Annotated in this window: 2 protein-coding genes; both read right to left on the reverse strand. The window is 72.6% G+C overall.

The genetic code is table 11. The annotated features are described in order from the left end of the window. Window positions 1–18 precede the first annotated feature (18 nt). On the reverse strand, window positions 19–20,343 hold the full coding sequence (locus OG568_RS23710; protein WP_329533016.1) for a non-ribosomal peptide synthetase: 20,325 nt from the start codon (window positions 20,341–20,343) through the stop codon (window positions 19–21). Then, a complete protein-coding gene (locus OG568_RS23715) occupies window positions 20,340–25,325 on the reverse strand; it encodes a non-ribosomal peptide synthetase (protein ID WP_329533017.1) in 4,986 nt (1,661 codons plus the stop codon). Before OG568_RS23715 ends, OG568_RS23710 begins: the two co-directional genes overlap by 4 nt. Between the last annotated feature and the right edge of the window lie 84 nt (window positions 25,326–25,409).

Here is a 25,409-nt window from a genome sequence, read left to right on the forward strand (position 1 = left end):
CACCGGAAAGGGGCGGGGTCAGACGGTGTCCATGGCGGCGGCGATCGCCTTGACCACGTGCTCGCCCGCGTCCCCGTTGGTCAGCACGACCAGTCCGGAGCCCGCGGTGAGCCGGGTGACGGACACCCCGTGGTACCCCGTCGGGGTGCCGCCGTGGCCGAACTGGGTGTCGGCGCCGTTGGCGTCGACCACGGTGCCCAGACCGTAGAAGGTGTCCCGGTGGGGCGTGAGCAGCTCGGCCGCCGTCTCCTCACGCAGCAGCGCGAGCGGCCTGCCGAGCGCCGAACGGCGGATCTCCAGGGCCAGCTTGGCGAGGTCGGGCGCGGTGGACCAGAGGCCGGCGGCAGCCGCGTCGGGGCGGATCCGGCGGCCGCCCTCGATCTGCCGGCCCTCGGCGTCGTGACCGAGCGCGACCTTGCCCACGCGCCCCGGCATGACAGGGAAGCCCTGGTCGAAGCTGCTGTCCCGCATGCCGAGCGGGTCGAGCACCAGGGTCCGCATCAACTGGTGGAACGGCTCGCCGGTGGCGTCCGTCATGGCCTGCTGGAGCACCGAGTAATGGACGTTGGCCTTGCGGAAGACCGTGCCGGGTTCGAGGTCCCGGCCGACCGGGGCGGTCGTCGTGGGCCCGCTGCCGTGCAGCAGGTCGAGCAGGGTCGGTACCGCGTCGCCGGGCTGGAAGCCCTTGCCCGGGGTCGGCGTGAGACCGGCCAGGTGGCCGAGCAACTGCCGTACCGTGACCGGGACCTGACCGTCCGGCACGCGCCAGCCGCGCAGATAGGTGTTGACGTCCTCGTCGAGGGCGAGCACCCCGTCCCCGACCAGCCGCAGCGCGCCGAAGGCGGTGACGTGCTTGCTGAGCGAGCCGACCTGGAACGTCGTGACCGGCGTGACCGGGATCCCACCCGCGGCGAGGCCGTGTGCCTCGGCGGCGACCAGTTCGCCGCCGATGATGACGGCGACGCTGACCCCGGGCACCCGGTACCGCTCCAACACCTCGGCCGGCACCGGCAGCAGGCTCGCCGGGGCGGGCCCGGGGGCGGGCTTGGGCGCGGCGGCCGCGACCGCCTCGTCGACGGCCGCCGCCAGCTCCGCCAGCGTCTCGTGCTGGTAGAGCATGAACAGCGAGAGCGGCAGCTGGGCCTCACGGGCGGCGGCGACCACCTGGATGACCAGAATGGAGTGGCCGCCACGGGCGAAGAAGCTGTCGGTGGCGCCCACCCGCTCCACCCCGAGCACCCTCGACCAGATGGCCGCGAGGGCGGTCTCGGTCGGGGTGGCGGGCTCCACGAACTCGCCCTCGCTGTCGGCCTCTTCGGGGCCGGGCAGCGCCTTGCGGTCGACCTTCCCGTTGGCGTTCAGCGGCATCGAGTCGAGGACCGTGAACGTCGCCGGGACCATGTAGTCGGGCAGCTTCCCGGTGCAGTGCCGGGCGAGCGCGCCCGCCTCGACGGCCTCGTCGAGCACCACGTACGCGGCGAGCCGCACATCGCCCGGGGCGTGCTCACGGCCCGTGACGAAAGCCGCGCGGACCGCCGGGTGGCCGAGCAGGACGGCCTGGATCTCGCCGGTCTCCACCCGGTAGCCGCGGATCTTGACCTGGTCGTCGGCGCGGCCGAGGAACTCGACCGTGCCGTCGGCCAGCCAGCGCGCCAGGTCGCCGGTGCGGTAGATCCGGGCACCCGGGGGACCGTACGGGTCGGGCAGGAACGTCTCGGCGGTCAGGGCGGCGCGGCCGATGTAGCCGCGGGCGACTCCGGTGCCGCCGACGTACAGCTCGCCGACGGCCCCGGCCGGTACCCGGCGCATCCCGCCGTCCAGGACGCGCATCACCATGCCGGGAAGCGGGCGCCCGATCGGCACCACCTCGGCGGCGAGAGGCCACGTCAGCGGAAGGACACTGGTGCCGACGGAGGCCTCGGTCGGCCCGTACTCGTTGATGAGCCGTCCCGCTCCCAGCACCTCGGCCCAGCGGGAGGCGAGTTCGCCCTGGAGCGCCTCGCCCGCGACCACGATCACTCCGGCGAGGTCCCGGGCCTGCTCGTCGCTCACCTGGTGCGAGAGCACCTCCAGGTGGCCGGGGGTGAGCTTGAGGAAGGCGTACGGGCCATGGGCGAGCAGCCGCTCCCCCAGCTCGGACAGGTCGAGATCCTGCGGCAGCAGCACCACGGGCCGGCCGGCGAGCAGCGGCGCCCACAGGTTGGGGACGACCAGGTCGAAGGCGACCGAGGAGAAGACCGCGCCGCCGCCGATGCCCGCGCCGACGAGTTCGCGGACCGCCCAGCCCAGATGGTTGGCGAGCCCCCGGTGGGAGACCGCGACACCCTTGGGGCGGCCGGTGGAACCCGAGGTGTAGATGGCGTAGGCGAGCCGGTCCGGTTCGCCGGGGACGCCGGCGGGGGCCGTCGGCCGGGCCGCGATCGCGGCGGCGTCGGCCGCCAGGTCGACGACCGTGACCCCGGCGGCGAACCGGTCGGTGTACCCGGTGCCGGTCAGCGCGAGGGTGGCGCCCGCGTCGTCGAGCATCGTCTCGATACGGGCGGCCGGGAACGCCGGGTCGAGCGGGATGTAGGCCGCTCCGGCCTTCCACACGCCGAGCAGCGCGGCGTGCAGGTCCGGGCCCCGGTCGAGGAGCACACCGACGAGCGACTCGGTGCCGACTCCCTGGGCGAGCAGGTGGTGCGCGATCTGATTGCCGCGCGCCTCCAACTCGGCGTAGGTCAGGGCGAACCCGTCCCCGGCGACCGCGACGGCGTCCGGGGTGCGGGCGGCCCGCTCGGCGAACACCTCGTACACCGGGCGGTCGGTGGTCGCCCCCTCGGGAGCCGCCTCCCAGCCCGCGATCCGGCCGGTCTCGTCGGGCGGCAAGCAGCCGGAGCGGGCGTCGCCGTCCGCACCGCCCGCCATCTCCACCAGGACCTGGCGGTAGAGGGCGGCGATCCGCTCGCCATGGGCCCGGGCGACCGCGCGGGGCGCGCAGCGCAGCTGGAGCCGGCCGGGGGCGGTGCCGACGGAGAAGCCGAACTCGTTGGAGCTGGCGCCGATACTGGCATCCGCGTCGACCCGGGCGCCCAGGTCCTGCTGCCCGGCGGCGACCGAGGTGAAGTCCTGATAGCTGAAGTACACCTCGACCAGCCGGGAGCCGTCGCCGAACTCCCGCTGGATGGCGGGCATCGGGAAGTGCCGGTGCGGCCAGCCGGCGAGCTCCGCGGCGAGGGTCCGCTCGACGAGCTCGCGCCAGGTGCGGGCGCCGTCGGTGTACCCGATGGGCTGGATGTTCAGGAACATGCCGTGCACCCGGTCGGCGCCGGCCGCCTCGGGCCGCACGTGCGAGGTGAGGCCGGTCAGGAAGGCGGGCTCGGGAGTGAGCAGGCTGAGCGCCTTGAGATGGCCCGCGAGCAGCACGCTCTTCAGCGGCGCCTGGGCCTGCGCGGCGAGCCGTTCCAGGCCCTCGGTCAGGTCGGCGTAGCCGACGTCGAGGAGGTACATCTCCTCGGACGCGTCCGGGTCGGTCTCGCCCCAGCCGGCCGGCAGCGCGAACCGCTCGTGTCCGGCGACGACGGCCTGCCAGTGGGCCCGGTCCTCCCCCGACTCCAGGGCCCGCGCCTCGGCGGCGACGGTGTCGGCGAAGCGCACGGAGGGTGCCTCGTGGGCGGGCAGCTTCCCGGCCAGGGCCCCGTCGTACAGCGCGAGCAGTTCGGTGAGCAGCCCGCCCAGGCTCCAGCCGTCCAGGATCACATGGGAGTTGACGGCGGTGAGCTGGCGGCTCCCGTCGGCGCACAGGTGGACGGTGACGTCCAGCAGGGGCGCGGCGGCCGGATCGAGCGCGGTCCGGCCACGCTCGTCGACGTAGGCCTCGATGGCGGCGGTGGCACCGGCCTCGCCGAGCCCGGTCAGGTCGACGACCTTCAGCCGGAGTTCTGTGGTGCCGTGCACCAGTTGCAGCGGGACGCTGTAGGTGTCGAGGTCGACGCTGGTGCGCAGCACGTCGTGCCGGGCCACCAGGGCGTCCAGGGCCCGCTGGAACGCGGCGGCGTCGAAGGGCCGTGCGTCGCGCAGCCGCAGGCTGGTCACCAGGTGGTAGTCGGGTCGCTCGGGCGCTGACAGCATCTCGATCTGCATGCCGAGCTGGTTCTGCGTCAGCGGATAGGCGTCCACCACACCGGCGGGCAGCAGCTCACGGTCTGCCGTGGATATCTGGGCGTACGGCGCGACCGGGGCCGGGGCGGCGGCGGGCGCGGCACCGGTGCGCCCCGCGAGCAGCTCGGCGAGCGGGCCGAGGACCGGCCGCTCCATGAGCTCGCGCACGCTCAGCTCGTACCCGGCGTCCCGCAGTGTGCCCACGAGCAGTACGGCCCGGATGGAGTCGCCGCCGAGGTCGAAGAAGCTGTCGTGGACGCCGGCCTTGTCGACGCCGAGCACCGACTGGAACACCGCGGCGACCTGGGCCTCGATGGGCGTGCGGGGAGCGACGTAGTCGGCGGCCGAGCGGAGCTGACCGCCCTCCTCCGGGGCGGGCAGGGCGCGCTTGTCGAGCTTGCCGTTGGTGGTGAGCGGAAGGGTGTCGAGCGCCACGAAGGCGGCCGGAACCATGTACTCGGGCAGGGTCCGCGCCAGGTGTGCGCGCAGGGCGCCCGCGTCGGGGAGGAACTGCCCGGCCGCCACGAGGTAGCCGACGAGTCGCTTGTCGCCGGGGGTGTCCTCGCGGACGACCACGACGGCCTGGGCGATGTCCTCGTGCGCGGTCAACGCGGCCGAGATCTCGCCGAGCTCGATGCGGTAGCCGCGGATCTTGACCTGGTCGTCGATACGGCCCAGGAACTCGAGGCTGCCGTCCTCACGGCGGCGGGCGAGGTCACCACTGCGGTACATCCGGCCGCCGGCCGGCCCGAACGGGTTCGGCACGAACCGCTCCGCGGTCAGGTCCGGACGCCCGAGGTAACCGCGCGCCACACCCGGGCCCGCCACATGGATCTCACCCTCGGTGCCGACAGGCACCTCGGCGCCCTGGGCGTCGAGCAGGTGCACGGTCAGGTCGGCCAGCGGACGGCCGACCGGGTTGCCCGCGCCCGGTGCGAAATCCCGCTTGGTGAGCCGGTGGTAGGTGGTGTGCACGGTGGTCTCGGTGATGCCGTACATGTTGACGAGCGAGGTGCGACCGAGGCCCAGTCTGTCCGTCCATGGCTGGAGTTCGGAGACCTCCAGCTTCTCCCCCGCGAAAATCACCGCACGCAGGGAAAGCTGCTTGACCCGGCGGTCACCGGAGGCGGCGGCCGCGACCAGGGACCGGAAAGCCGTCGGCGTCTGGGAGAGAACCGACACCTCCTCCCCCACCAGCAGATCCAAGAACTCCTCCGGCGCACGCGTCACCGCCTGCGGAACCACCACCAGCCGCCCACCATGAGCCAGCGCACCCCACATCTCGAAAACCGACACATCAAAGGCATACGAGTGCGCCATCGACCACACATCGCACTCATCGAACCCGTAATGCTCCTGCGCCGTCTCCAACAACCGCACGACATTGGCATGCGTCAGCACCACACCCTTGGGCCGACCCGTCGAACCCGACGTATAGATCGTGTAGATCACATTGTCCGGATCAGAGACCCGCACCGGATTCTCCACCGACGCCGCAGCCAACGCGGCACACGTCTCCTCCGCGTCCAGCACCACCACCGCACCCGCAAACACACCCGACAACGACGGCAACAACCCCGACGTCGTCACCACCACCCGCGCCCCCGCGTCCCCCAGCACAAACCCCAGACGCTCCACCGGATTCGCCGGATCCAACGGCAGATAACCCGCCCCCGACTTCAGCACACCCAACAACGTGGGAACCAGATCCACACCCCGCTCCAGATGCACACCCACCAGATCCTCCGGACCCACACCCGCCGCACGCAACACATGCGCCAACCGGTTCGCCCGCTCATTCACCTCCCCATACGACAACGACAACCCACCCGCCACCACCGCCACCGAACCCGGCGACCCCACCACCCACGCCTCGAACAACTCATGTGCGAGAACGCCCACTTCAGCCTCCCCCTGTACTGGTTCCGTGGTTCCGAACTCGTCGAGCCCGATCTCTCCGTCGAGCGCGATCTCTCCGTCGAGCCCGTTCGCGATCGACTCCAGAACCTCGCGGTACATCCGGGCCAGGAGCTCGCCGTTGGCGCGGGTGATCAGGCCGGTGTCGCTGTGGATGCCGATCTTGCGGTCGCCGTGCGCGTGCACGGAGAGCCCGAACTCGGTCGGCGCCTCGCTGATGCCCGTCCCGGTGTCCACCAGGTCGGTGTCGGTCTGGTGGAAGTCGATGTAGTTGAAGTGGACGTCGAGCAGGCGCCGTCGGCCGCCCCAGGCACGCTGGATGGCGGGCAGCGGGTAGCGGCGGTGGGCCCAGATCTCCGTCTCGCGGCGGAACACCTGGGCGATCGCCTCGCGCCAGGAGCGCGCCCCGCGCTCGTGGGCGAACGGCAGCGTGTTGAGGTGCATGCCGATCACCTGGTCGGCGCCGACGGCCTCGGGCCGGGCGTGGAAGACCACACCGGTGTGGAAGGCCGCGGCGTCCGTGAGGCGGCCCATGACGGTCAGGTGGGCGGTGAGCAGCACGGTCTTGAGCGGCACGTCCGCCTCGGCGGCCCGCGCGCGCAGGGCCTCGGCGAGCGAGTCCAGCGGCACGTCGATGCCGTACGGCTCCGCGGTGGCCGGGTCGCCGGCCCAGGCGGCGGGCGGGGCGAGCCGGGCGTGCTCCTTGACGATCCGCTCCCAGTAGCCGCGGTCGGCGGCGCTGTCCAGCGAGTCGAGTTCCCCCGCGACGAAGTCCGCGAAGCGCACCGGCGGGGCCTGGTACGGGGCGGACTCGCCCGAGTCGCGGAACTCCCGGTAGGCGTTCACAAGCTCCATCTCCAGGGTGTGCTGGCTCCAGCCCTCGACGATCACGTGGGACTGGGTCAGGGTCAGCCACCAGGCGTCGTCGCTCTCCAGGTGGATGGCGACGCGCAGCAGCGGGGCGACACGGAAGTCGAACAGGTCGGCGCGCTCGGCGGCGACGTACGCGAGCAGTTCGCGCTCGCCGTCCACCGGGCCGGTCCCCCTCAAATCGTCGATCCGGACGGGCACTTCGGCCGTCGCGTGCACCACCTGCATCGGTACGCCGTAGCCGGTGATGTGCACCGAGGTGCGCAGCACGTCGTGGCGGGCGGTGACGGTGCGGACGGCGGCGCGCAGCGCGTCGGCGTCGAAGGGCCGGTCGTCGCGGATCCGCTTGGAGACCACCGTGTGGTAGTTGTTGCGGCCGTTCTCGGAGAGCAGTTCGGCGACCATGCCGAGCTGGACCTGGCCGAGCGGGTAGGCGTCGACGGCGTCGGCGGGCAGCAGCGCCCGGTCGGCCGCGCCGATCAGGGAGAACGGGCGGACCGCACCGGCCTGGACGGTCAACCTGTCGCGCCCGGCTGCCAGTTCGGCCAGGGCCGCGACCGTGCGGTGCTCGAAGACGTCCCGCACGGACACGTCGTAGTCCCGGCCGCGCAGCGCTCCGACGACGGTGACGGCGCGGATCGAGTCGCCGCCCCGGTCGAAGAAGCCGTCCTGGGCGCCGATCCGGCGGGCCCCGAGGGCCTGCTCCCAGACCTCGGCGACCGCGCGCTCGGCCTCGGTGGCGGGCTCGGCATACGCCGCGTCGGCGTCCGCGTCCGCCTCGGGGACCGGCAGGCCGCGCCGGTCGACCTTGCCGTTCGGGGTGAGCGGCAGGGCGTCCAGGGTGACGTAGGCGCCGGGGACCATCGCCGGCGGCAGCTGATCGGCGAGCTCGGCGCGTAGCGCGGCCACGTCGAGCGTGTCGTCCTCGGCGGGCACCAGGTAGGCGACCAGGAGCTGGACGCCCGGGGTGTCCTCACGGACGACCGCGGCGGCGTCGGCGACCTCGGGCCGGTCGACGAGCACGGCCTCGATCTCGCCGAGTTCGATGCGCTGGCCTCGGATCTTCACCTGGTGGTCGACGCGGCCCAGGAACTCGACGTCGCCCTCCCGGTTCCAGGCGACGACGTCACCGGTCCGGTACAGGCGGGAGCCGGCCAGGCCGTACGGGTCGGGCACGAACCGCTCGGCCGTCAGACCGGGGCGGCCACCGTAGCCGCGGGCGACGCCGACGCCACCCGCGTAGAGCTCGCCGGGGACACCGACCGGGACCGGGGCCAGGTGCTCGTCCAGTACGTGCAGCCGGAAGTTGCGGACCGGCCTTCCGATGGTGACGCGGGTGTCGCCGATCTCGTCACCGGCCCGGATCAGGGCGTGTGTGATGTCGTCGGAGCACTCGGTCGGGCCGTAGGCGTTGACCATCGGCACGTGCGGGAAGCGGTCGAACCAGCGGCGGCACAGGTCCGGCGGCAGCGCCTCGCCGGTCACCACCATCCAGCGCAGGGACGGGAGCCGGACATCGAGGGCGCCCGCGTCCATCGCGTCGAGCGCGGCGCGCAGCAGTGACGGTACGACTTCGAGGACGGTGATGTGCTCGTCGGCGGTGCGCGGGAACAAGGACAGTGGGTCGAGGGCGGTGTCCGCGTCGGCCACCCGGACCCGGCCGCCGACCGCGAACGCGGCGAGCATCTGCCACACCGAGATGTCGAAGGCCATCGACGCGTTCTGCACGATGCTGTCGGCGTCGGTCAGTTCCAGGTCCTCGACCTTGGCGAGCAGGTGGTTGGCCATGCCGTGCCGGTGGACGTGGACGCCCTTGGGCCTGCCGGTGGAGCCGGAGGTGTAGATGACGTACGCCAGGTCGTCGGGGTGGGCGGTCTCCGGCAGATCGGTGGCGTCCTGCGCGGCCCAGTCGGCCGGCTCGTCGAGCAGCACCGCGGCGGCGTCGATCCCGGCCAGGGCGTCGGCGTACGAACCCTGGGTGATCAGCACCTTCACCTGCGCGTCGGCGGCCATGAAGGCGAGCCGGGACGCCGGGTAGCCCGGGTCGAGCGGCAGGTAGGCGCCGCCCGCCTTGAGCACCGCGAGGACGGCGAGGACCGTCTTGGGGGAACGGTCGGCGCTGATGCCGACCACCGTGTCGGGGCCGACGCCGAGGCCGCGCAGGTGACGGGCGAGCCGGTTGGCCTCCGCGTTGGCGGCGGCGTAGCTGAGCGCGGTGGTGTCGTCGGAGATCGCCGGCCGGTCGGGGTACTTGGCGGCATACCGCTCGAACTCCCGCTCGATGCTGATCCAGGACGGCGTACGGGCCGTGTCCGCCCAGGAGTCGAGCAGTTCCGCGTCGGCGGCGCACAGACGGGTCGTGCGGGCATCGCCTTCGACGCCCTCGGCGGCCATCGCCTCCAGGACCGACCGGTACATCGCGGCCAGGCGGTCCGCCGCGTCCCGGCCCAGCACCGAGGTGTCGGTCTTCAGGGTGAGACCCCCGCCGGAGGTCGAGACCTCCAGGGCGAACTCGGTGGAGCCCGAGCCGAGCCCGGCCGCGAGATCGAGCTGCCGGCCGTCCAGGTTGTGGAAGTCCTGGTAGTTGAAGATCACCTCGATGAGGCGCCCGGCCGTGCCGGCGGTGCGCTGGATCTCCGGCAGCGGGAAGCGGCGGTGCGGCCAGAGCGCGACCTCGCGGTCGAAGACCTGGCGCACCAGCTCCCGCCAGGTGCGGGCGGTACGGGGGTGCGGGAACGGCAAGGTGTTGACGTACATGCCGAACACCCGGTCGGAGCCCAGGACTTCGGTGCGCGTGTCGCAGATCAGCCCCGTGTGGAAGGCGGGCTCGTCGGTGAGTTGGCTGAGCACCTTGAGGTGGGCGGCGAGCAGCACGCTCTTGACGGAGACCCCGGCCCTGGTGGCGAAGGCGCGCAGCGGCGCCTCCAGGTCCATCAGCTCCACGGTGACCGCGTAGTCCTCGGCCGCGCCCGTGCGGTCCGCCCAGTCGGCGGGCAGCACGAACGGCGTGTACCCCTGCACCACGCCCTGCCAGTGCGCGCGGTCCTCGGCCGACTCCAGGGAGGCCAGCTCGGCGGCCACGGTGTCCGCGAAGCGGACATCCGGCGCCTGGTACGTCTCGGGCGCGCGGCCCGCCGCGAACGCCCGATAGCAGGCGATGACCTCCATCAGCATCGCGTGCTGCGACCAGCCCTCGGTGATCATGTGGGACTGGGTGAGCCCCAGCCACCACCCGTCACCCACGACATGCACCGCGACCCTCAGCTGCGGAGCGGCCGCCGGGTCGAGCAACTCGGCCCGCTCCTCGGCCTGGTGGGCTCGCAGCGCCGCGTCGACGCCCGCCGCGTCCAGGTCGCTCAGGTCGTGCACCGCGACCGGGGTCCCGGCCGAGGCGTGCACGAACTGCAGCGGCCGGGAGGCCGTGGACAGGTCGAAGGACGTGCGCAGCACCTCGTGCCGGGCCGTGACGGTGCGCACCGCCGCGCGGAGCGCGTCCGCGTCGAACGGCCGCTCGTCGCGGACCTTGTAGCTCGCGGTCGAGTGGTACGCCGCCGGGGCGCCGTCCCGCGAACCGGCCACCATCTCGACGAGCATGCCGGTCTGCACCTGGGTCAGCGGGTACGCGTCGACCACGCCGACCGGCAGCAGCGCCCGGTCCGCCGCACTGATCATCGCGAACCGCTCGACCGTGCGGAACTCCTCGACCGGGGCGGTGCGGCCCGCGAGCAGCTCGGCGACCGAGGCGATGGTGCGCCGCTCGAAGACGTCCCGGACGGACACGTCGAGACCGGCCGCGCGCATCGCGCCGACCAGCGCGACGGCGCGGATCGAGTCGCCGCCGAGGTCGAAGAACGCGTCCTCGACGCCGACCGAGTCCAGACCGAGGACGTCGGCCCAGATCAGCGCGAGCCGCTGCTCCTGCGGGGTGCGCGGGGCGACCGAGCCGGCCGCCACCGCCAGGTCGGAGCGGTCCGGCGCGGGCAGGGCCCGCTTGTCGAGCTTGCCGTTGGTGGTGAGCGGAATGGTGTCGAGCGCCACGAAGAGGGCCGGGACCATGTAGTCCGGCAGTGCGCGGCCCAGGCTCTCACGCAGCGTGCGCAGATCGGCGAGTCCGCCCTCGGCGGGCACCGCGTACGCCACGAGCTGCTTGTCGCCGGGGGTGTCCTCGCGGACGACCACGACGGCCTGGGCGATGGACGGCTCGGCGGCGAGCGCGGCGGCGATCTCACCCAGTTCGATGCGGTAGCCCCGGATCTTGACCTGGTCGTCGATACGGCCCAGGACTTCCAGGCCTCCGTCGGCCAGCCGCTTGGCCACGTCGCCGCTGCGGTACATCCGGCCGCCGGCCGGCCCGAACGGGTTCGGCACGAACCGCTCCGCGGTCAGGTCCGGACGTCCGAGGTAACCGCGCGCCACACCCGGGCCCGCCACATGGATCTCGCCGGGGACACCGACCGGCACCGGCCGGCCGTCCGCGTCGAGCAGCAGCACCGAGAGGTCGGAGAGCGGATGCCCGACCCGGCTGGCCGCCGGACGGGCCAGGTCCACACCGTCCACCTGGTGGTAGGTGGTGTGCACGGTGGTCTCGGTGATGCCGTACATGTTGACGAGCACGGGAGCGTCGAGACCCAGTCTGTCCGTCCACGGCTGGAGTTCGGAGACCTCCAGCTTCTCCCCCGCGAAGACGACAGCACGCAGGGAAAGCTCGTCAACACGCGGATCACCGGAGGCGGCGGCCGCGACCAGGGACCGGAAAGCCGTCGGCGTCTGGGAGAGAACCGACACCTCCTCCCCCACCAGCAGATCCAAGAACTCCTCCGGCGCACGCGTCACCGCCTGCGGAACCACCACCAGCCGCCCACCATGAGCCAGCGCACCCCACATCTCGAAAACCGACACATCAAAGGCATACGAGTGCGCCATCGACCACACATCGCACTCATCGAACCCGTAATGCTCCTGCGCCGTCTCCAACAACCGCACGACATTGGCATGCGTCAGCACCACACCCTTGGGCCGACCCGTCGAACCCGACGTATAGATCGTGTAGATCACATTGTCCGGATCAGAGACCCGCACCGGATTCTCCACCGACGCCGCAGCCAACGCGGCACACGTCTCCTCCGCGTCCAGCACCACCACCGCACCCGCAAACACACCCGACAACGACGGCAACAACCCCGACGTCGTCACCACCACCCGCGCCCCCGCGTCCCCCAGCACAAACCCCAGACGCTCCACCGGATTCGCCGGATCCAACGGCAGATAACCCGCCCCCGACTTCAGCACACCCAACAACGTGGGAACCAGATCCACACCCCGCTCCAGATGCACACCCACCAGATCCTCCGGACCCACACCCGCCGCACGCAACACATGCGCCAACCGGTTCGCCCGCTCATTCACCTCCCCATACGACAACGACAACCCACCCGCCACCACCGCCACCGAACCCGGCGACCCCACCACCCACGCCTCGAACAACTCATGAGCGAGAGAGGTGACTTCGGAGCCCGGGATCCGGGCGTCACGTACAAGCAGGTCGTACTCCCCGGCCGTCACCCGAACCGCGCCGGCGTCGCCGTCGATGCCCTCGGCGGCCATCGCCTCCAGGACCGAGCGGTACATGCCCGCGACGCGCTCCGCGTTCTCGGCGGACAGGACGTGCGAACTGGCGCGGAGGCTGATGAAGCCGCCGATGGCGGTGACGCCGAGGCCGAACTCGGTGGAGCTGCTGTTGATGCCGTTGCCCTCGTCGACGACCTGGTCCTCCCCGACGAGGTGGAAGTCGAGGTAGACGAAGTAGACGTCGATCAGGCGGCGGCCGCCGCTCTCGATGGCCGGCAGCGGGAAGTTCCGGTGCGGCCAGGCCGCGACCTCACCGTCGAAGGCCTGCCTCACCAGCTCACCCCAGGTCCGGGAGGACCGGTCGTGGGCGTGCGGCATGGTATTGAGATACATGCCCAACAGGCGCTCGGAGCCGGGGACTTCGGGCCTCTGGTGGCCGACGATGCCGGTGAAGAAGCGCTCCTCGTCGGTCAGCTGCGACATCACCTTCAGGTGGGCCGCGTGCAGCACCGCCTTGATCGGCACTCCCGCCTTGGTCGCGAGGCCGCGCAGCGCGGGCTCCAGGTCGCGGAAGGAGAAGCCGGCCCCCACCGTCTCGGGGGGTGCGGTGCGGTCGCCGTGCCAGTCGGCGGGCAGCGCGAACGGCGCGTGGGTGTCCACGATGCCCTGCCAGTAGGCGCGGTCCTCGGCGTCGTCGAGGGACGCGAGCTCGGCGGCGACGGTGTCCGCGAAGCGCACGGGCGGCGCCTCGTACGGGGCGGGCTCGGCGTCGTCGCGCAGCGCCCGGTAGACCTCGACCAGTTCGTTGAGCAGGGTGTGGTAGCTCCAGCCCTCCAGCATGGCGTGGCTCTTGGTGAAGGTCAGCCGCCAGGCCGCGTCGCTCTGGACGTGGACGAAGATCCGCAGCAGTGGCGCGGACGACGTCATGTCGAAGAGGGTGGCCCGCTCGGTGGCGGCGAACTCCGCCAGCTCCGCCGCCAGTCGGTCCTCGTCGAGGTGGCGCACGTCGGCCCGGTCCAGCGGGATGGCGACCTCGCTGTGCACCAGTTGCATCGGCACGCTGTACCCGGTCAGGTCGGCCGAGGTGCGCAGGATGTCGTGGCGGGCACCGACGATCTCCACGGCCCGCCGAAGGGCGCCGAAGTCGAACGGCGCGCCGTCACGGACCAGGAAGGAGGTCAGGTCGTGATAGTTGTTACGGCCGTCCGACGCGAGGGTCTCGACGAGCATGCCGGTCTGGTTCTGCGACAGCGGGTAGGCGTCGCTCAGGCCCTCGGGCAGCAGCGCCCGGTCCGCGTCCGAGAGCAGCGCGAACGGCTCGACGGCGGTGACCTGTGCGGTGGGCGCGGGGCGCCCGGTGACGGACTCGCAGAGCGCGGCGACGGTGGCCTTCTCGAAGACCTCACGGACGCCGACCTCGAACCCCGCCGCGCGCAACGCGCCGACCAGACCGACCGCGCGGATCGAGTCGCCGCCCAGCTGGAAGAAGCTGTCGAGGACACCGACCCGCTCCAGGCCCAGGTGCTCGGCCCAGACCGCGGCCATCCGCTCCTCGGCGGGGGTGCGTGGCGCGACGTGCGGGGCCGCGTCGAAGGCGGCGGCGTCAGGGGCGGGCAGGGCGCGCTGGTCCAGCTTGCCGTTGGCGGTCAGCGGGATGCGCTCCAGCGCCAGGTAGGCGGAGGGCAGCAGGTACGGGGGCAGCCGGTCGGCGGCGTACGCGTCGAGCTCGGCGTGCGGGGGCAGTTCGCCCTCCGGGACGGCGGGAACGACGTAGGCGACAAGCTGCTTGCCGGTGGCGCTCTCATGGACGCGGACGCGGGCCTCGCCGATCGCCGGGTGGCCGCCGAGAACGGCCTCGATCTCGCCGGGCTCGACGCGGTAGCCGCGGATCTTGACCTGTCCGTCGATACGGCCGAGGAAGTCGACCGTGCCGTCGGCGAGGACCCGGGCGAGGTCGCCGGTGCGATAGAGGCGGGCGCCGGCCGGGCCGAACGGGTCGGGCAGGAAGGACGCCGCCGTCTGGGCCGGGCGGCCCGCATAACCGCGGGCGAGGCCGTGGCCGCCGACGTACAGCTCGCCGGTGCCGCCGACCGGTACCGGCTGGAGGTTGTCGTCGAGGACACGCATCGTGGTGCCCGGCAGCGGACGGCCCACGGGCACGATCTCGGTGGCCTGGGGACCGGTGACGTCGTGGACGCTGTTGCCGACGGTGATCTCGGTCGGGCCGTACTCGTTGACGACACGGCCGCCGCCGACGAGGTCGAGCCAGCGCTCCGCGGTGCGGCTGAGCAGGGCCTCGCCGCCGACGACGAGCACCGGCGCGAGGCCGTGCGCGCGCTCGCCGTCGAACTGCTGGCCCAGCATCTCCAGATGGCCGGGGGTCAGCTTGAGGAAGCCGTACGGGCCCGACTCGGCCAGCCAGTCGCCGAGCTCGGACAGGTCGCGCTCGGAGCCGAACAGGTTCAGCGCGCCGCCGGTCATCAGCGGGGCGTACAGCGTCGGCACGACCAGGTCGAAGGCGACGGACGAGAACAGCGCGGTGTCGCCGGGGGCGCCGCCGAGGTAGTCGGCGACCGCCCAGTCCAGATAGCCGGCGAGCGAGCGGTGGGTGATCTGGACGCCCTTGGGCCTGCCGGTGGAGCCGGAGGTGTAGATGACATAGGCGAGCTGCTCGGGGTCGGCCCCGGGCAGCGGGTTCGGGTCCAGGACCTCCGTACCCTCACCGATACCCCGGACGCCGGCGTCCTCATCGAGGAGCAGGACCCGGCCGCCGAATCCGGCGAAGCGATCGGCGTACTCGGCCTGGGTGACGACGACGGGGCAGCCGGCGTCGGCGACGACGGTCGCGATGCGCTCGGCCGGCCAGGAGCCGTCCATCGGGACGTACGCCGCTCCGGCCCGCCACACCGCGAGGAGGGCGACCGGCAGGTCGACGGTCGGGTCGAGAAGCACACCGACCACGGATTCGGGACCCGCGCCGGCCGCGCGAACGCGGCGGGCCAGGGCCTCCGAACGGGCGGACAGCCCCGCGTAGTCGAGGGAACCCGAGGCGTCGCGGACGGCGACCGCGCCGGGCGTACGGGCCGCGGTGGCCACGATCGCGTCGAGCGCGGTGCGGCTGACCGGCTCGGTGGCAGGGCCCTCGGCGGCGGCGAGCAGGGCGGCCCGCTCGCCCTCTGGCAGGAAGGTGCGGGTGGCGTCGCCGTCCGCGCCGGCGGCCATGGCCTCCAGGACCGACCGGTACATCGCGGCGAGCCGCTCGGCGTGGGCCGGGGTGACGGCGCGGGTGTCGGCGGTCAGGATGACATGCCCGGCGCGCGAGGAGACGCTGAGCGGGAACTCGGTGGGGCTGTCGTCGATGCCGGCCAGCTCGTCCACCAGGTCCGTGTCGATCTGCCGGAAGTCCTGGTAGTTGAAGTAGACGTCCATGAGGCGGCCGGTGCCGCCCCAGTCGCGCTGGACGGCGGGCAACGGGTACCGGCGGTGACCCCACAGCTCGACCTCGGCCGCGAAGGTCCGGCCCACCAGCTCACGCCAGGTGCGGGCGCCCTTGGTGTGCGGGAACGGCAGCGTGTTGAGGTACATGCCGTAGACGCGGTCGGCGCCTGTCTCCTCGGGGCGCGCGTCGCAGACCAGGCCGGTGTGGAAGGCATGCTCGTGGGTGAGCTGGCCGAGCACCTTGAGATGGGCGGCGATCATGACGCTCTTGAGGGAGGCGTCGGCGGCCGTGGCCAGCGCGCGCAGGCCCGGCTCCAGGTCCTGCCAGGAGATGCCGGTCTGGAAGGTGGTGTGCGCGGCCCCTGGCTCGCCCCAGGTGGTGGGCAGGATGAACTTGGCGTGGTTCTCGGTGACTTCGGTCCAGTACGCCTGGTCGTCGGCCGAGTCGAGGGCGGCGAGCTCGCCCGCGATGAAGTCGGCGAAGCGCAGCGAGGGCAGCTCCGCCGGCTCCGGGTCGCGGCCGTCACGTATGGCCTGATAGGTCGTCAACAGCTCCATCAGGAGGGAGTGGTGACTCCAGCCTTCCAGGATGGGGTGGCACTCGGTGACCGAGATCCACCAGCCGCCGTCATCCGTGGTGTGCGCATGGAAGCGCATCAGCGACGGCACCGCCAGGTCGAAGAGGCGGGCCCGCTCAGTGACGGTGAGGGCGCGCAGCGCGGCCTCCACCTGCTCGGCGTCGAGGCCGGTCAGATCCTGTGCGGTGATGGGCAGTTCGGCGGTGGCGTGGACGAGCTGGAGGGGTCGCGAGTAGGACGCCAGGTCGATGGACGTGCGGAGCACCTCGTGCCGGGCGGTGACGATACGGCCGGCCGCGACGAGGGCGTCGAGCGAGAAGGGATGCTCGTCACGGATCCGGAAGGTGGAGACGTTGTGGTAGTGGTTGCGGCCGTCGTCCATCAGCATCTCGATGACCATGCCCAGCTGGTTCTGGCCCAGCGGGTAGGCGTCGACGACGTCGGCGGGCAGGACGGCCCGGTCCTCGTCGCCGATCAGCTCGAAGGGGGCGACGCGGCGCTCGGCGGCGGCCGTGGCGGCGGGGCGGCCGGTGGTCAGCTCGGTGAGGCGGGCAACCGTACGGCAGTCGAAGACGTCGCGGACCGCGACCTCGTGGCCGGCCTCGCGGAGCTCGCCGACCAGGGCGACGGCGCGGATCGAGTCACCGCCCAGCTCGAAGAAGCTGTCGTGGACGCCGACCCGCTCGACGCCGAGCACCGAACGCCAGACGGCGGCGACGGACTCCTCGTCCGGGGTGCGCGGCGCGGTGAACTCGCCCGCGGCGCGCAGCTGGAGGGCGGCGTCGGGGGCGGGCAGGGCGCGCTTGTCGAGCTTGCCGTTGGTGGTGAGCGGAATGGTGTCGAGCGCCACGAAGGCGGCCGGAACCATGTACTCGGGCAGCTCGCGGGCGAGGGCCGCGCGGATCTCGGCGACCGGCAGCCCGGCACCGGACCGCGCCGGGACGAGGTAGCCGACGAGTCGCTTGTCGCCGGGGGTGTCCTCGCGGACGACCACGACGGCCTGGGCGATGTCCTCGTGCGCGGTCAACGCGGCCGAGATCTCGCCGAGCTCGATGCGGTAGCCGCGGATCTTGACCTGGTCGTCGATACGGCCCAGGAACTCGAGGCTGCCGTCCTCACGGCGGCGGGCGAGGTCACCACTGCGGTACATCCGGCCGCCGGCCGGCCCGAACGGGTTCGGCACGAACCGCTCCGCGGTCAGGTCCGGACGCCCGAGGTAACCGCGCGCCACACCCGGGCCCGCCACATGGATCTCACCCGGTACACCGACGGGCGCGAGCGAACCCGAGGCGTCCAGCAGATAGACCGAAAGGTCGCTGAGCGGGTAGCCCACGCGATTCGCCGCCAGGCCGTCGACGTCCTGTTCCTCGACCTTGTGGTAGGTGGTGTGCACGGTGGTCTCGGTGATGCCGTACATGTTGACGAGCACGGGAGCGTCAAGGCCCAGTCTGTCCGTCCACGGCTGGAGTTCGGAGACCTCCAGCTTCTCCCCCGCGAAGACGACAGCACGCAGGGAAAGCTCGTCAACACGCGGATCACCGGAGGCCGCGGCCGCCACCAGGGACCGGAAAGCCGTCGGCGTCTGGGAGAGAACCGACACCTCCTCCCCCACCAGCAGATCCAAGAACTCCTCCGGCGCACGCGTCACCGCCTGCGGAACCACCACCAGCCGCCCACCATGAGCCAGCGCACCCCACATCTCGAAAACCGACACATCAAAGGCATACGAGTGCGCCATCGACCACACATCGCACTCATCGAACCCGTAATGCTCCTGCGCCGTCTCCAACAACCGCACGACATTGGCATGCGTCAGCACCACACCCTTGGGCCGACCCGTCGAACCCGACGTATAGATCGTGTAGATCACATTGTCCGGATCAGAGACCCGCACCGGATTCTCCACCGACGCCGCAGCCAACGCGGCACACGTCTCCTCCGCGTCCAGCACCACCACCGCACCCGCAAACACACCCGACAACGACGGCAACAACCCCGACGTCGTCACCACCACCCGCGCCCCCGCGTCCCCCAGCACAAACCCCAGACGCTCCACCGGATTCGCCGGATCCAACGGCAGATAACCCGCCCCCGACTTCAGCACACCCAACAACGTGGGAACCAGATCCACACCCCGCTCCAGATGCACACCCACCAGATCCTCCGGACCCACACCCGCCGCACGCAACACATGCGCCAGCCGGTTCGCCCGCTCATTCACCTCCCCATACGACAACGACAACCCACCCGCCACCACCGCCACCGAACCCGGCGACCCCACCACCCACGCCTCGAACAACTCATGAGCGAGAGAGGTGACCGGCTCGGTGGTGCGGTGGCCGTCCAGAGCGCCGGTGACGATGGCGCGCTCGGCCTCGCTGAGGATGTCGATGGCCGCGAGGCGGGTGTCCGGGGCGCTCAGGACCTGGTCGAGCAGGCGCACGAAGTTGCCGGCGAGGCGGCGGACCGTGCTCTGGTCGAAGAGGGCGGTGGCGTACTGGAAGCGGGCCCTGAGAGAGCCGTCGGGCAGTTCCTGCACCTGGAGGGCGAGGTCGCACTTGGCGATGCCGTCGCTGTCACCGAACGGGTCCACCGTGAGGCCGGGCAGCTCGAAGGAGTCCAGGCGCCACTCGTGCAGGGTGAAGGCGACCTGGTAGAGGGGGGTGCGGGACTGGTCGCGCTCCGGCTGGAGCTCGTCGACCAGCTGCGCGAACGGCACCTGCTGGTGATCGAAGGCGTCCAGAATGTGCCGGCGACCTGATGCGACGAGCCCGCCGAACGTGGCCTGATCGTCCCACCCGGCGCGCAGGACGAGGGTGTTGATGCCGTAGCCGATGAGCTGCTGGAGCTCGGGGCGGCCGCGCCCGGAGACGACGGTTCCGACGGTCACGTCCCGCTTTCCGGTGTAGCGGGCGATCAGCGTCTGGTAAGCGGTGAGCAGCACGGTGAACGGCGTGGTGTCGTGGTTCAGCGCGGCTTCTCGGACCCGGTCGGCGAGCCCGTCGGGCAGCTCGAAGTCCAGGTCGGCGCCCGCGTGGTCGCGGACGGCCGGGCGCGGCCGGTCGGTCGGCAGGTCGGTCGCCTCGACGCCGGCCAGGCGCTCGCGCCAGTAGTCGAGGTGAGCCTCGGCGCCGGGGCCGACGAGCTGCTGCCGCTGCCAGGCCGCGTAGTCGGCGTACTGGAGGGTGAGCGGCGGCAGCTGAGCCTCGCGGCCGGAGACGAACGCGGCGTACAAGGCGCTGAGTTCGCCGCCGAAGACGCGGGTGGACCAGGCGTCGCAGGCGATGTGGTGGAAGACGAAGGCCAGGATGTGGTCGTCGTCGGCGAGGCGCAGCAGCGTGCCGCGCACCGGCCACTCGGTGGCCAGGTCGAAGCCGGTGGCGAGCTGCTCGCGCAGCACCTCGGTGGCCTTCCGCTCGCGCTCGGCGGCCGGTGCCTCGGTGAGCGGGACGACCGGCAGCGGCAGCGCGCGGGCGCCGGGCGCGTCCACGACCTGGACCGGGCCGCCGTTCTCGAAGGCGTACCGGGTGCGCAGGATCTCGTGGCGGGCGGCGATCGTCTCGAAGGCGCGGCCGAGGGCGGCGGCGTCGAGGGTGCCGCGAAGCCGCAGCACCAGCGGCACCAGATACTCGGTGCTGTCCGGCTCCAGGCGGTTGAGGAACCACATCTGCTGCTGGCCGGCGCTGAGCGCCAGGGGGGCGCTGCGGTCGGCACGGGTGATCTCGTCGCGGCGGGCACCGCGGCGGCCGGCCAGGCGGCGGCGCAGCAGTTCGTCGCGGAGCGAGGCGCCCGACGGGGCGGGCACGGCGGTGGTTGCTTCCTCGGTGCTCATGCGTTCTGCTCCTTCAGCAGCATCGAGTCCGCCATCACTTCGGAGTCGGACATCTCGGCGATCTCCGCGCGGATCCGGTCCTCGATCGTCTGCGCCAGTTCGGCGACGGTCGGGCCCTCGAACACGGCGCGTACGGGCAGGGTGATCTCGAAGTCGGTCTGGATCGCGGCGATGAGCCGGATCGCGAGGATCGAATTTCCACCGGCGTGGAAGAAGTTGTCGTCAAGGCCTGCCTCGATCCCGCAGGCGTCGCGCCAGATGTCGAGGAGGCGCTCCTCGACGGGGTCGGCGGGGCGCGCGCGCCGCGGCGGTTCGGCCGCCGCCGGCTCGGGCAGGGCGCGCCGGTCGACCTTGCCGTTCGGGTTGAGCGGGATGCGCTCCAGCTCGGTGAAGCTGCCCGGGACCATGTACGGGGGCAGCAACAGGGCGCTGTGGGCGGCGAGGGATGCGGCGTCCGCGTCGCCGCCGGGGACGGCGGTGAAGTAGGCGGCGAGCCGGACCCGGGCGCCGCTGCCGACCGGCACGACGACCGCGTCGGCGACGCCGGGGTGGTCGAGCAGGACCGCGCGGATCTCGCCGGTCTCCACCCGGTAGCCGCGGATCTTGACCTGGTCGTCGGTGCGGCCGAGGAACTCCACGGCGCCGCCGTCGAGCCAGCGTGCCAGGTCCCCGGTGCGGTAGAAGCGGGCTCCGGCGGGCCCGTACGGGTCGGGCAGGAACTTCTCGGCGGTCAGGCCGGGGCGGCCGACATAGCCGCGGGCGACTCCGGTGCCGCCGACGTACAGTTCGCCGACCGCGCCGACGGGGACGGGCCGCATCCGCTCGTCCAGGACGCGCATGACCATGCCGGGCAGCGGGCCGCCGATGGGCACGACGCCGGGTCCGGTGCCGGTCGCCACCGGGTGGACGCTGGTGCCTACGGACGCCTCGGTGGGACCGTACTCGTTGATGAGCCGGCCGCCCTCACCAAGCAGCGCAGCCCAGGTGGCGGCGAGCGAGCCGTCCAGGGCCTCGCCCGCGACCACCACGACCGGGGCCAGCGATGCTGCCTGACGTTCGGTCAACTGCTGGGTCAGGACGTCGAGATGGCCCGGCGTCAGCTTGAGGAAGCTGAACGGGGCGTGCGCGGCCAGGCGCTCGCCGAGTTCGGACAGGTCGAGATCCTGCGGAAGGAGCAGCACCCGCCGGCCGGTGAGCAGCGGCGCCCACAGGTTGGGGACGACCAGGTCGAAGGCGACCGAGGAGAAGACCGCGCCGCCGCCGGTGCCCGCGCCCGCGAGCTCGGCGGCCGCCCAGTTCAGGTGGTTGGCGAGGCCGCGGTGGGTGACCGCGACGCCCTTGGGGCGGCCGGTCGAGCCGGAGGTGTAGATGATGTACGCCAGGTCGTCGAAGTGGGCCTCCAGCGGCGGCGTCCAGGCGTCCTGGGCGGCGATCGCGTCGGCGTCGGCCCCGTCGATCCGTACGACCGTGCCGTCGAACACCCCTGTTTCGTAGGCGTTCTGGGTGACCAGGACCCGGGCGTCGGCGTCGGCGAGCATCCCGGTGACACGCTCGACGGGGAAGGCCGGGTCGATCGGTACGTACGCCGCGCCGGCCTGCCAGACGGCGAGCAGTGTGGCGTGCAGCTCCGGGCCCCGGTCGAGCAGGACACCGACAGTGCTGCCCCTGTCGACTCCGATCGAGCACAGGTGGCGGGCGATCCGCGCGGCGCGGGCCGCCAGCTCCCGGTAGGTCAGGGCGGACCCGTCGCCCTCGACGGCGGTGGCGTGCGGGGTTCGCACGGCCTGCGCGGCGAACATCTGCGGCGTCGACATGACGGGCTGGGGCATCTCGGCGGTGCCCCAGCGGGTCAGCTCGGCGTGCTCACCGGGGGTGAGCAGGTCGAGGGCGCCGAGCGCGCGGTCGGGGTCGGCCGTGGCGGACGCGAGCAGGGTGGTCAGGCCGGCGGCGAGGCGGGCTGCGGTGGCCTCCTCGTACAGGCTGGTCGCGTACTCCAGGCCGCCCACCAGCGTGCCGTCGGCGGCCGGGCGCAGCAGCAGGGTGAGGTCGGTGTGGGTGATCCGCCACATCCTGCGGACCGTCTCGGTGTCGCCGTCGACGGCGGCGTTGAAGTCCTCGCCGTGCAGGTCGAAGGCGGCCTGGTAGAGCGGGGTGCGTGACAGGTCGCGGTCGGGCGCCAGTTCGTCGACGAGGAGGTCGAACGGCAGGTCCTGGTGGCTGAAGGCGTCCCGGGTGATGGCGGCGACCCTGGCGACCGCGTCGTTGAAGCCGAGTTCGCCGTCGAGCACACAGCGCAGCACCACGTTGTTGAGGAAGAAGCCGACGACGCCGTCGAGTTCGGGCCGCTCGCGCCCGGCGGCCGGGGTGCCGACCGGCAGGTCCCACTGGCCGCTGTGCCGGGCGAGGACGGTGGCGTACGCGGTGAGCAGGACGGTGAACCGGGTGGTGCCGTGCTCGCGGGCGATCGTGTCGACGGCCGCGAGGGTGCCGGCGTCGATGGTGACCGGGGTGATGCCGCCGCGGCCGTCGCGGACGGCGGGACGCGGGTGGTCGGTGGGCAGGGCGAGTGGCTGGTGTCCGTCGAGGACGGCGCGCCAGTGCGTGAGCTCGCGCCCGACGGCCTCGCCCGTGAGCCGTTCCTGCTGCCAGGCCGCGAAGTCGGCGTACTGGACGGCGAGTTGCGGTAGGACCGGCTGCTCGCCGGCCGTCAGCGCGGCGAGGACCTGGTGGAACTCGCGCTCCAGGACGGCGGTGGACCAGCCGTCGGTGGTGATGTGGTGCATGGCGACGGCGAGCAGCTCGCTGTCGTCGTCGAGCGTGATGTGCGCGGCCCGCAGCAGCTCACCGCCGTCGAGGCGGAAGCCGGTGCCGAGCAGCTCGGCGAGGACGGCGGGCAGCCCCTCGCGGCCGGTGGTGATCGCGCGGACCGGGACGCCGGTCGGCGCCTCGATGAACTGGCGTGGCTCGCCGTCCACTTCGGCGTACCGGGTGCGCAGCGCCTCGTGCCGGGCGACCAGGGTGTCCAGGGCCCGCCCGACGAGTTCGGAAGCGGTGCCTGCGGGCACCTTGAGCAGCAGACCGGCGACCCACTCGGGACTGGCCGGATGCATCTTGTCCATGAACCACAGGCGGCGCTGCCCGTACGAGAGCGGAAGGCCGCCCTCGCGCGAAACGGGCCGCACGGGCGCGGAGTCCTCCCCGGCGGCCGCCGTCAGCAGGGCCGCGTGGTCGGCGAGGGTGGGGGCGCCGAGCAGGGCGCGCAAGGAGATGTCGCGGCCGGTGGCGGCGCGCAGCCGGGCGGCGACCCGGGTGAGCTGGAGCGAGGTGCCGCCGCCGCGGAAGAAGTCGCTGGAGGTGGTGAGCGGGCCGAAGTCGAGGACACTCTGCCAGGCCTCGGCGACCAGGAGCTCGGCCTCGGTGGCGGGGGCGGTGCCCGCCGGTTCGGCGACCGCGTCGGGCGAGGGCAGCGCCCGCCGGTCGACCTTGCCGGTCGGGCCCAGCGGGAAGGACTCCAGTTCGATCAGGGCGGCCGGCACATGGGTGCTGGGCAGCCGCTCCAGCAGGTGGCCGCGCAGCTCGGTCTCGGCGACCGGCTCGCGGATCACGTAGTAGGCGGCGAGCCGCTTGGCGCCGTCGGCCGCGGCGTAGGGACGGACCACGGCACCGGCGATCGCCGGGTGCGCGGCCAGCTGGGCCTCGACCTCGGCGGGTTCGATGCGTACGCCGTTGACCTTGACCTGGTCGTCCATGCGGCCCAGGTATTCGAGTACGCCGTCGGCACGCCAGCTGACCCGGTCGCCGGTGCGGTACAGACGGCTGCCGTCCTTGGCGAACGGGTCGGGCACGAAGCGCTCGGCGGTCTGGCCGGGGCGGCCGAGATAGCCGCGCGCCACACCGGCACCGCCCGCGAGCAGCTCGCCGGGGACACCGACGCCGACCGGGCTGCCGGACGCGTCCACGACCAGGACGCGCGTCTTCTCGATGGGGCGGCCGATCGGCACCGGGCCGGTCAGCTGGGCGGGGTCGAACCGGTGCGCGGTGACGTCGATGGAGCACTCGGTCGGACCATAGGTGTTCCACAACTCGGCGTCGCTCACCGCCCGCAGCCGTTGGGCGAGTTCGGCGTGCAGCGGCTCACCGGCACAGCACACCAGGCGCAGCTCGCCGCACTTCTGCCAGCCGTCCTCGGCGACGAGCAGGCGCAGCACGGACGGCACGACCTGCAGCACGGTGATCCGGTGCTCGCCGACCGCGCGGACCAGGGCGGCCGGATCGCGTTCGGCACCGGCCGGGGCGAGCACCACGGTGCCGCCGCTGACCAGCGGGGCGAAGACCTCCCAGACATGGGCGTCGAAAACCAGGGCGGTCTTCTGCAGCACCCGGTCGGCGGTCGAGAGTCCGTGCTGTCGCACCGCCCAGCCGATGCGGTTGGCGATGCCGGCGTGGCTGACCACGACGCCCTTGGGGGTGCCGGTGGAGCCGGAGGTGTGCAGGACGTAGGCGGCGTTGGTGCTGTGCACGCCGGTGACCGGGGCGCCGGCGGGCTGCTCCCGGAGTTCGGCGGCGAGGTCCTCGGGGACGACGGGCCGGGCCCCGGCGTCGGTGACGGCGGCGCTGCCCCGGGCGTCGGTGAGGACGAGTGCGGTGCCGGACGCGGCGATCAGCGCGGAGGTGCGGGACCGCGGCGCCTCGGTGTCCAGCGGCAGGTAGGCGGCACCGGCCCGCCAGATGGCGAGCAGTCCGACGACCAGGTCGAGGCCGCGGGCGAGCCGGACGCCGACCGGCAGGTCGGGTCCGGCGCCCTGGGCCCTCAGCAGGTGGGCGAGCCGGTTGCTGCGGGCGTCGAGCTCCGCGTACGTCATCCGCTGCCGACCGTGCTCCACGGCGATCGCTTCCGGAGTCAGCGAAGCCTGACGGCCGACGAGCACGGGGGTGAGCTGGGCTGCATCGGCCGATGCGTCCGTCCGTGACTCGGGAAACATGGAGGGTGTGCTCCTCGTGTGGTGAGTGACTGATCGAGAGCGGGGGTGCCGGGCGGGAGCCCGGTCGTACGCGTGGTGCGCCGT

Source organism: Streptomyces sp. NBC_01450 (assembly GCF_036227505.1).
Taxonomy (GTDB): domain Bacteria; phylum Actinomycetota; class Actinomycetes; order Streptomycetales; family Streptomycetaceae; genus Streptomyces.

Coding starts and splice junctions, on each gene's coding strand:
- OG568_RS23710 (WP_329533016.1), bottom strand. CDS start 20,343: ATGAGCACCGAGGAAGCAACCACCGCCGTGCCCGCCCCGTCGGGCGCC.
- OG568_RS23715 (WP_329533017.1), bottom strand. CDS start 25,325: ATGTTTCCCGAGTCACGGACGGACGCATCGGCCGATGCAGCCCAGCTC.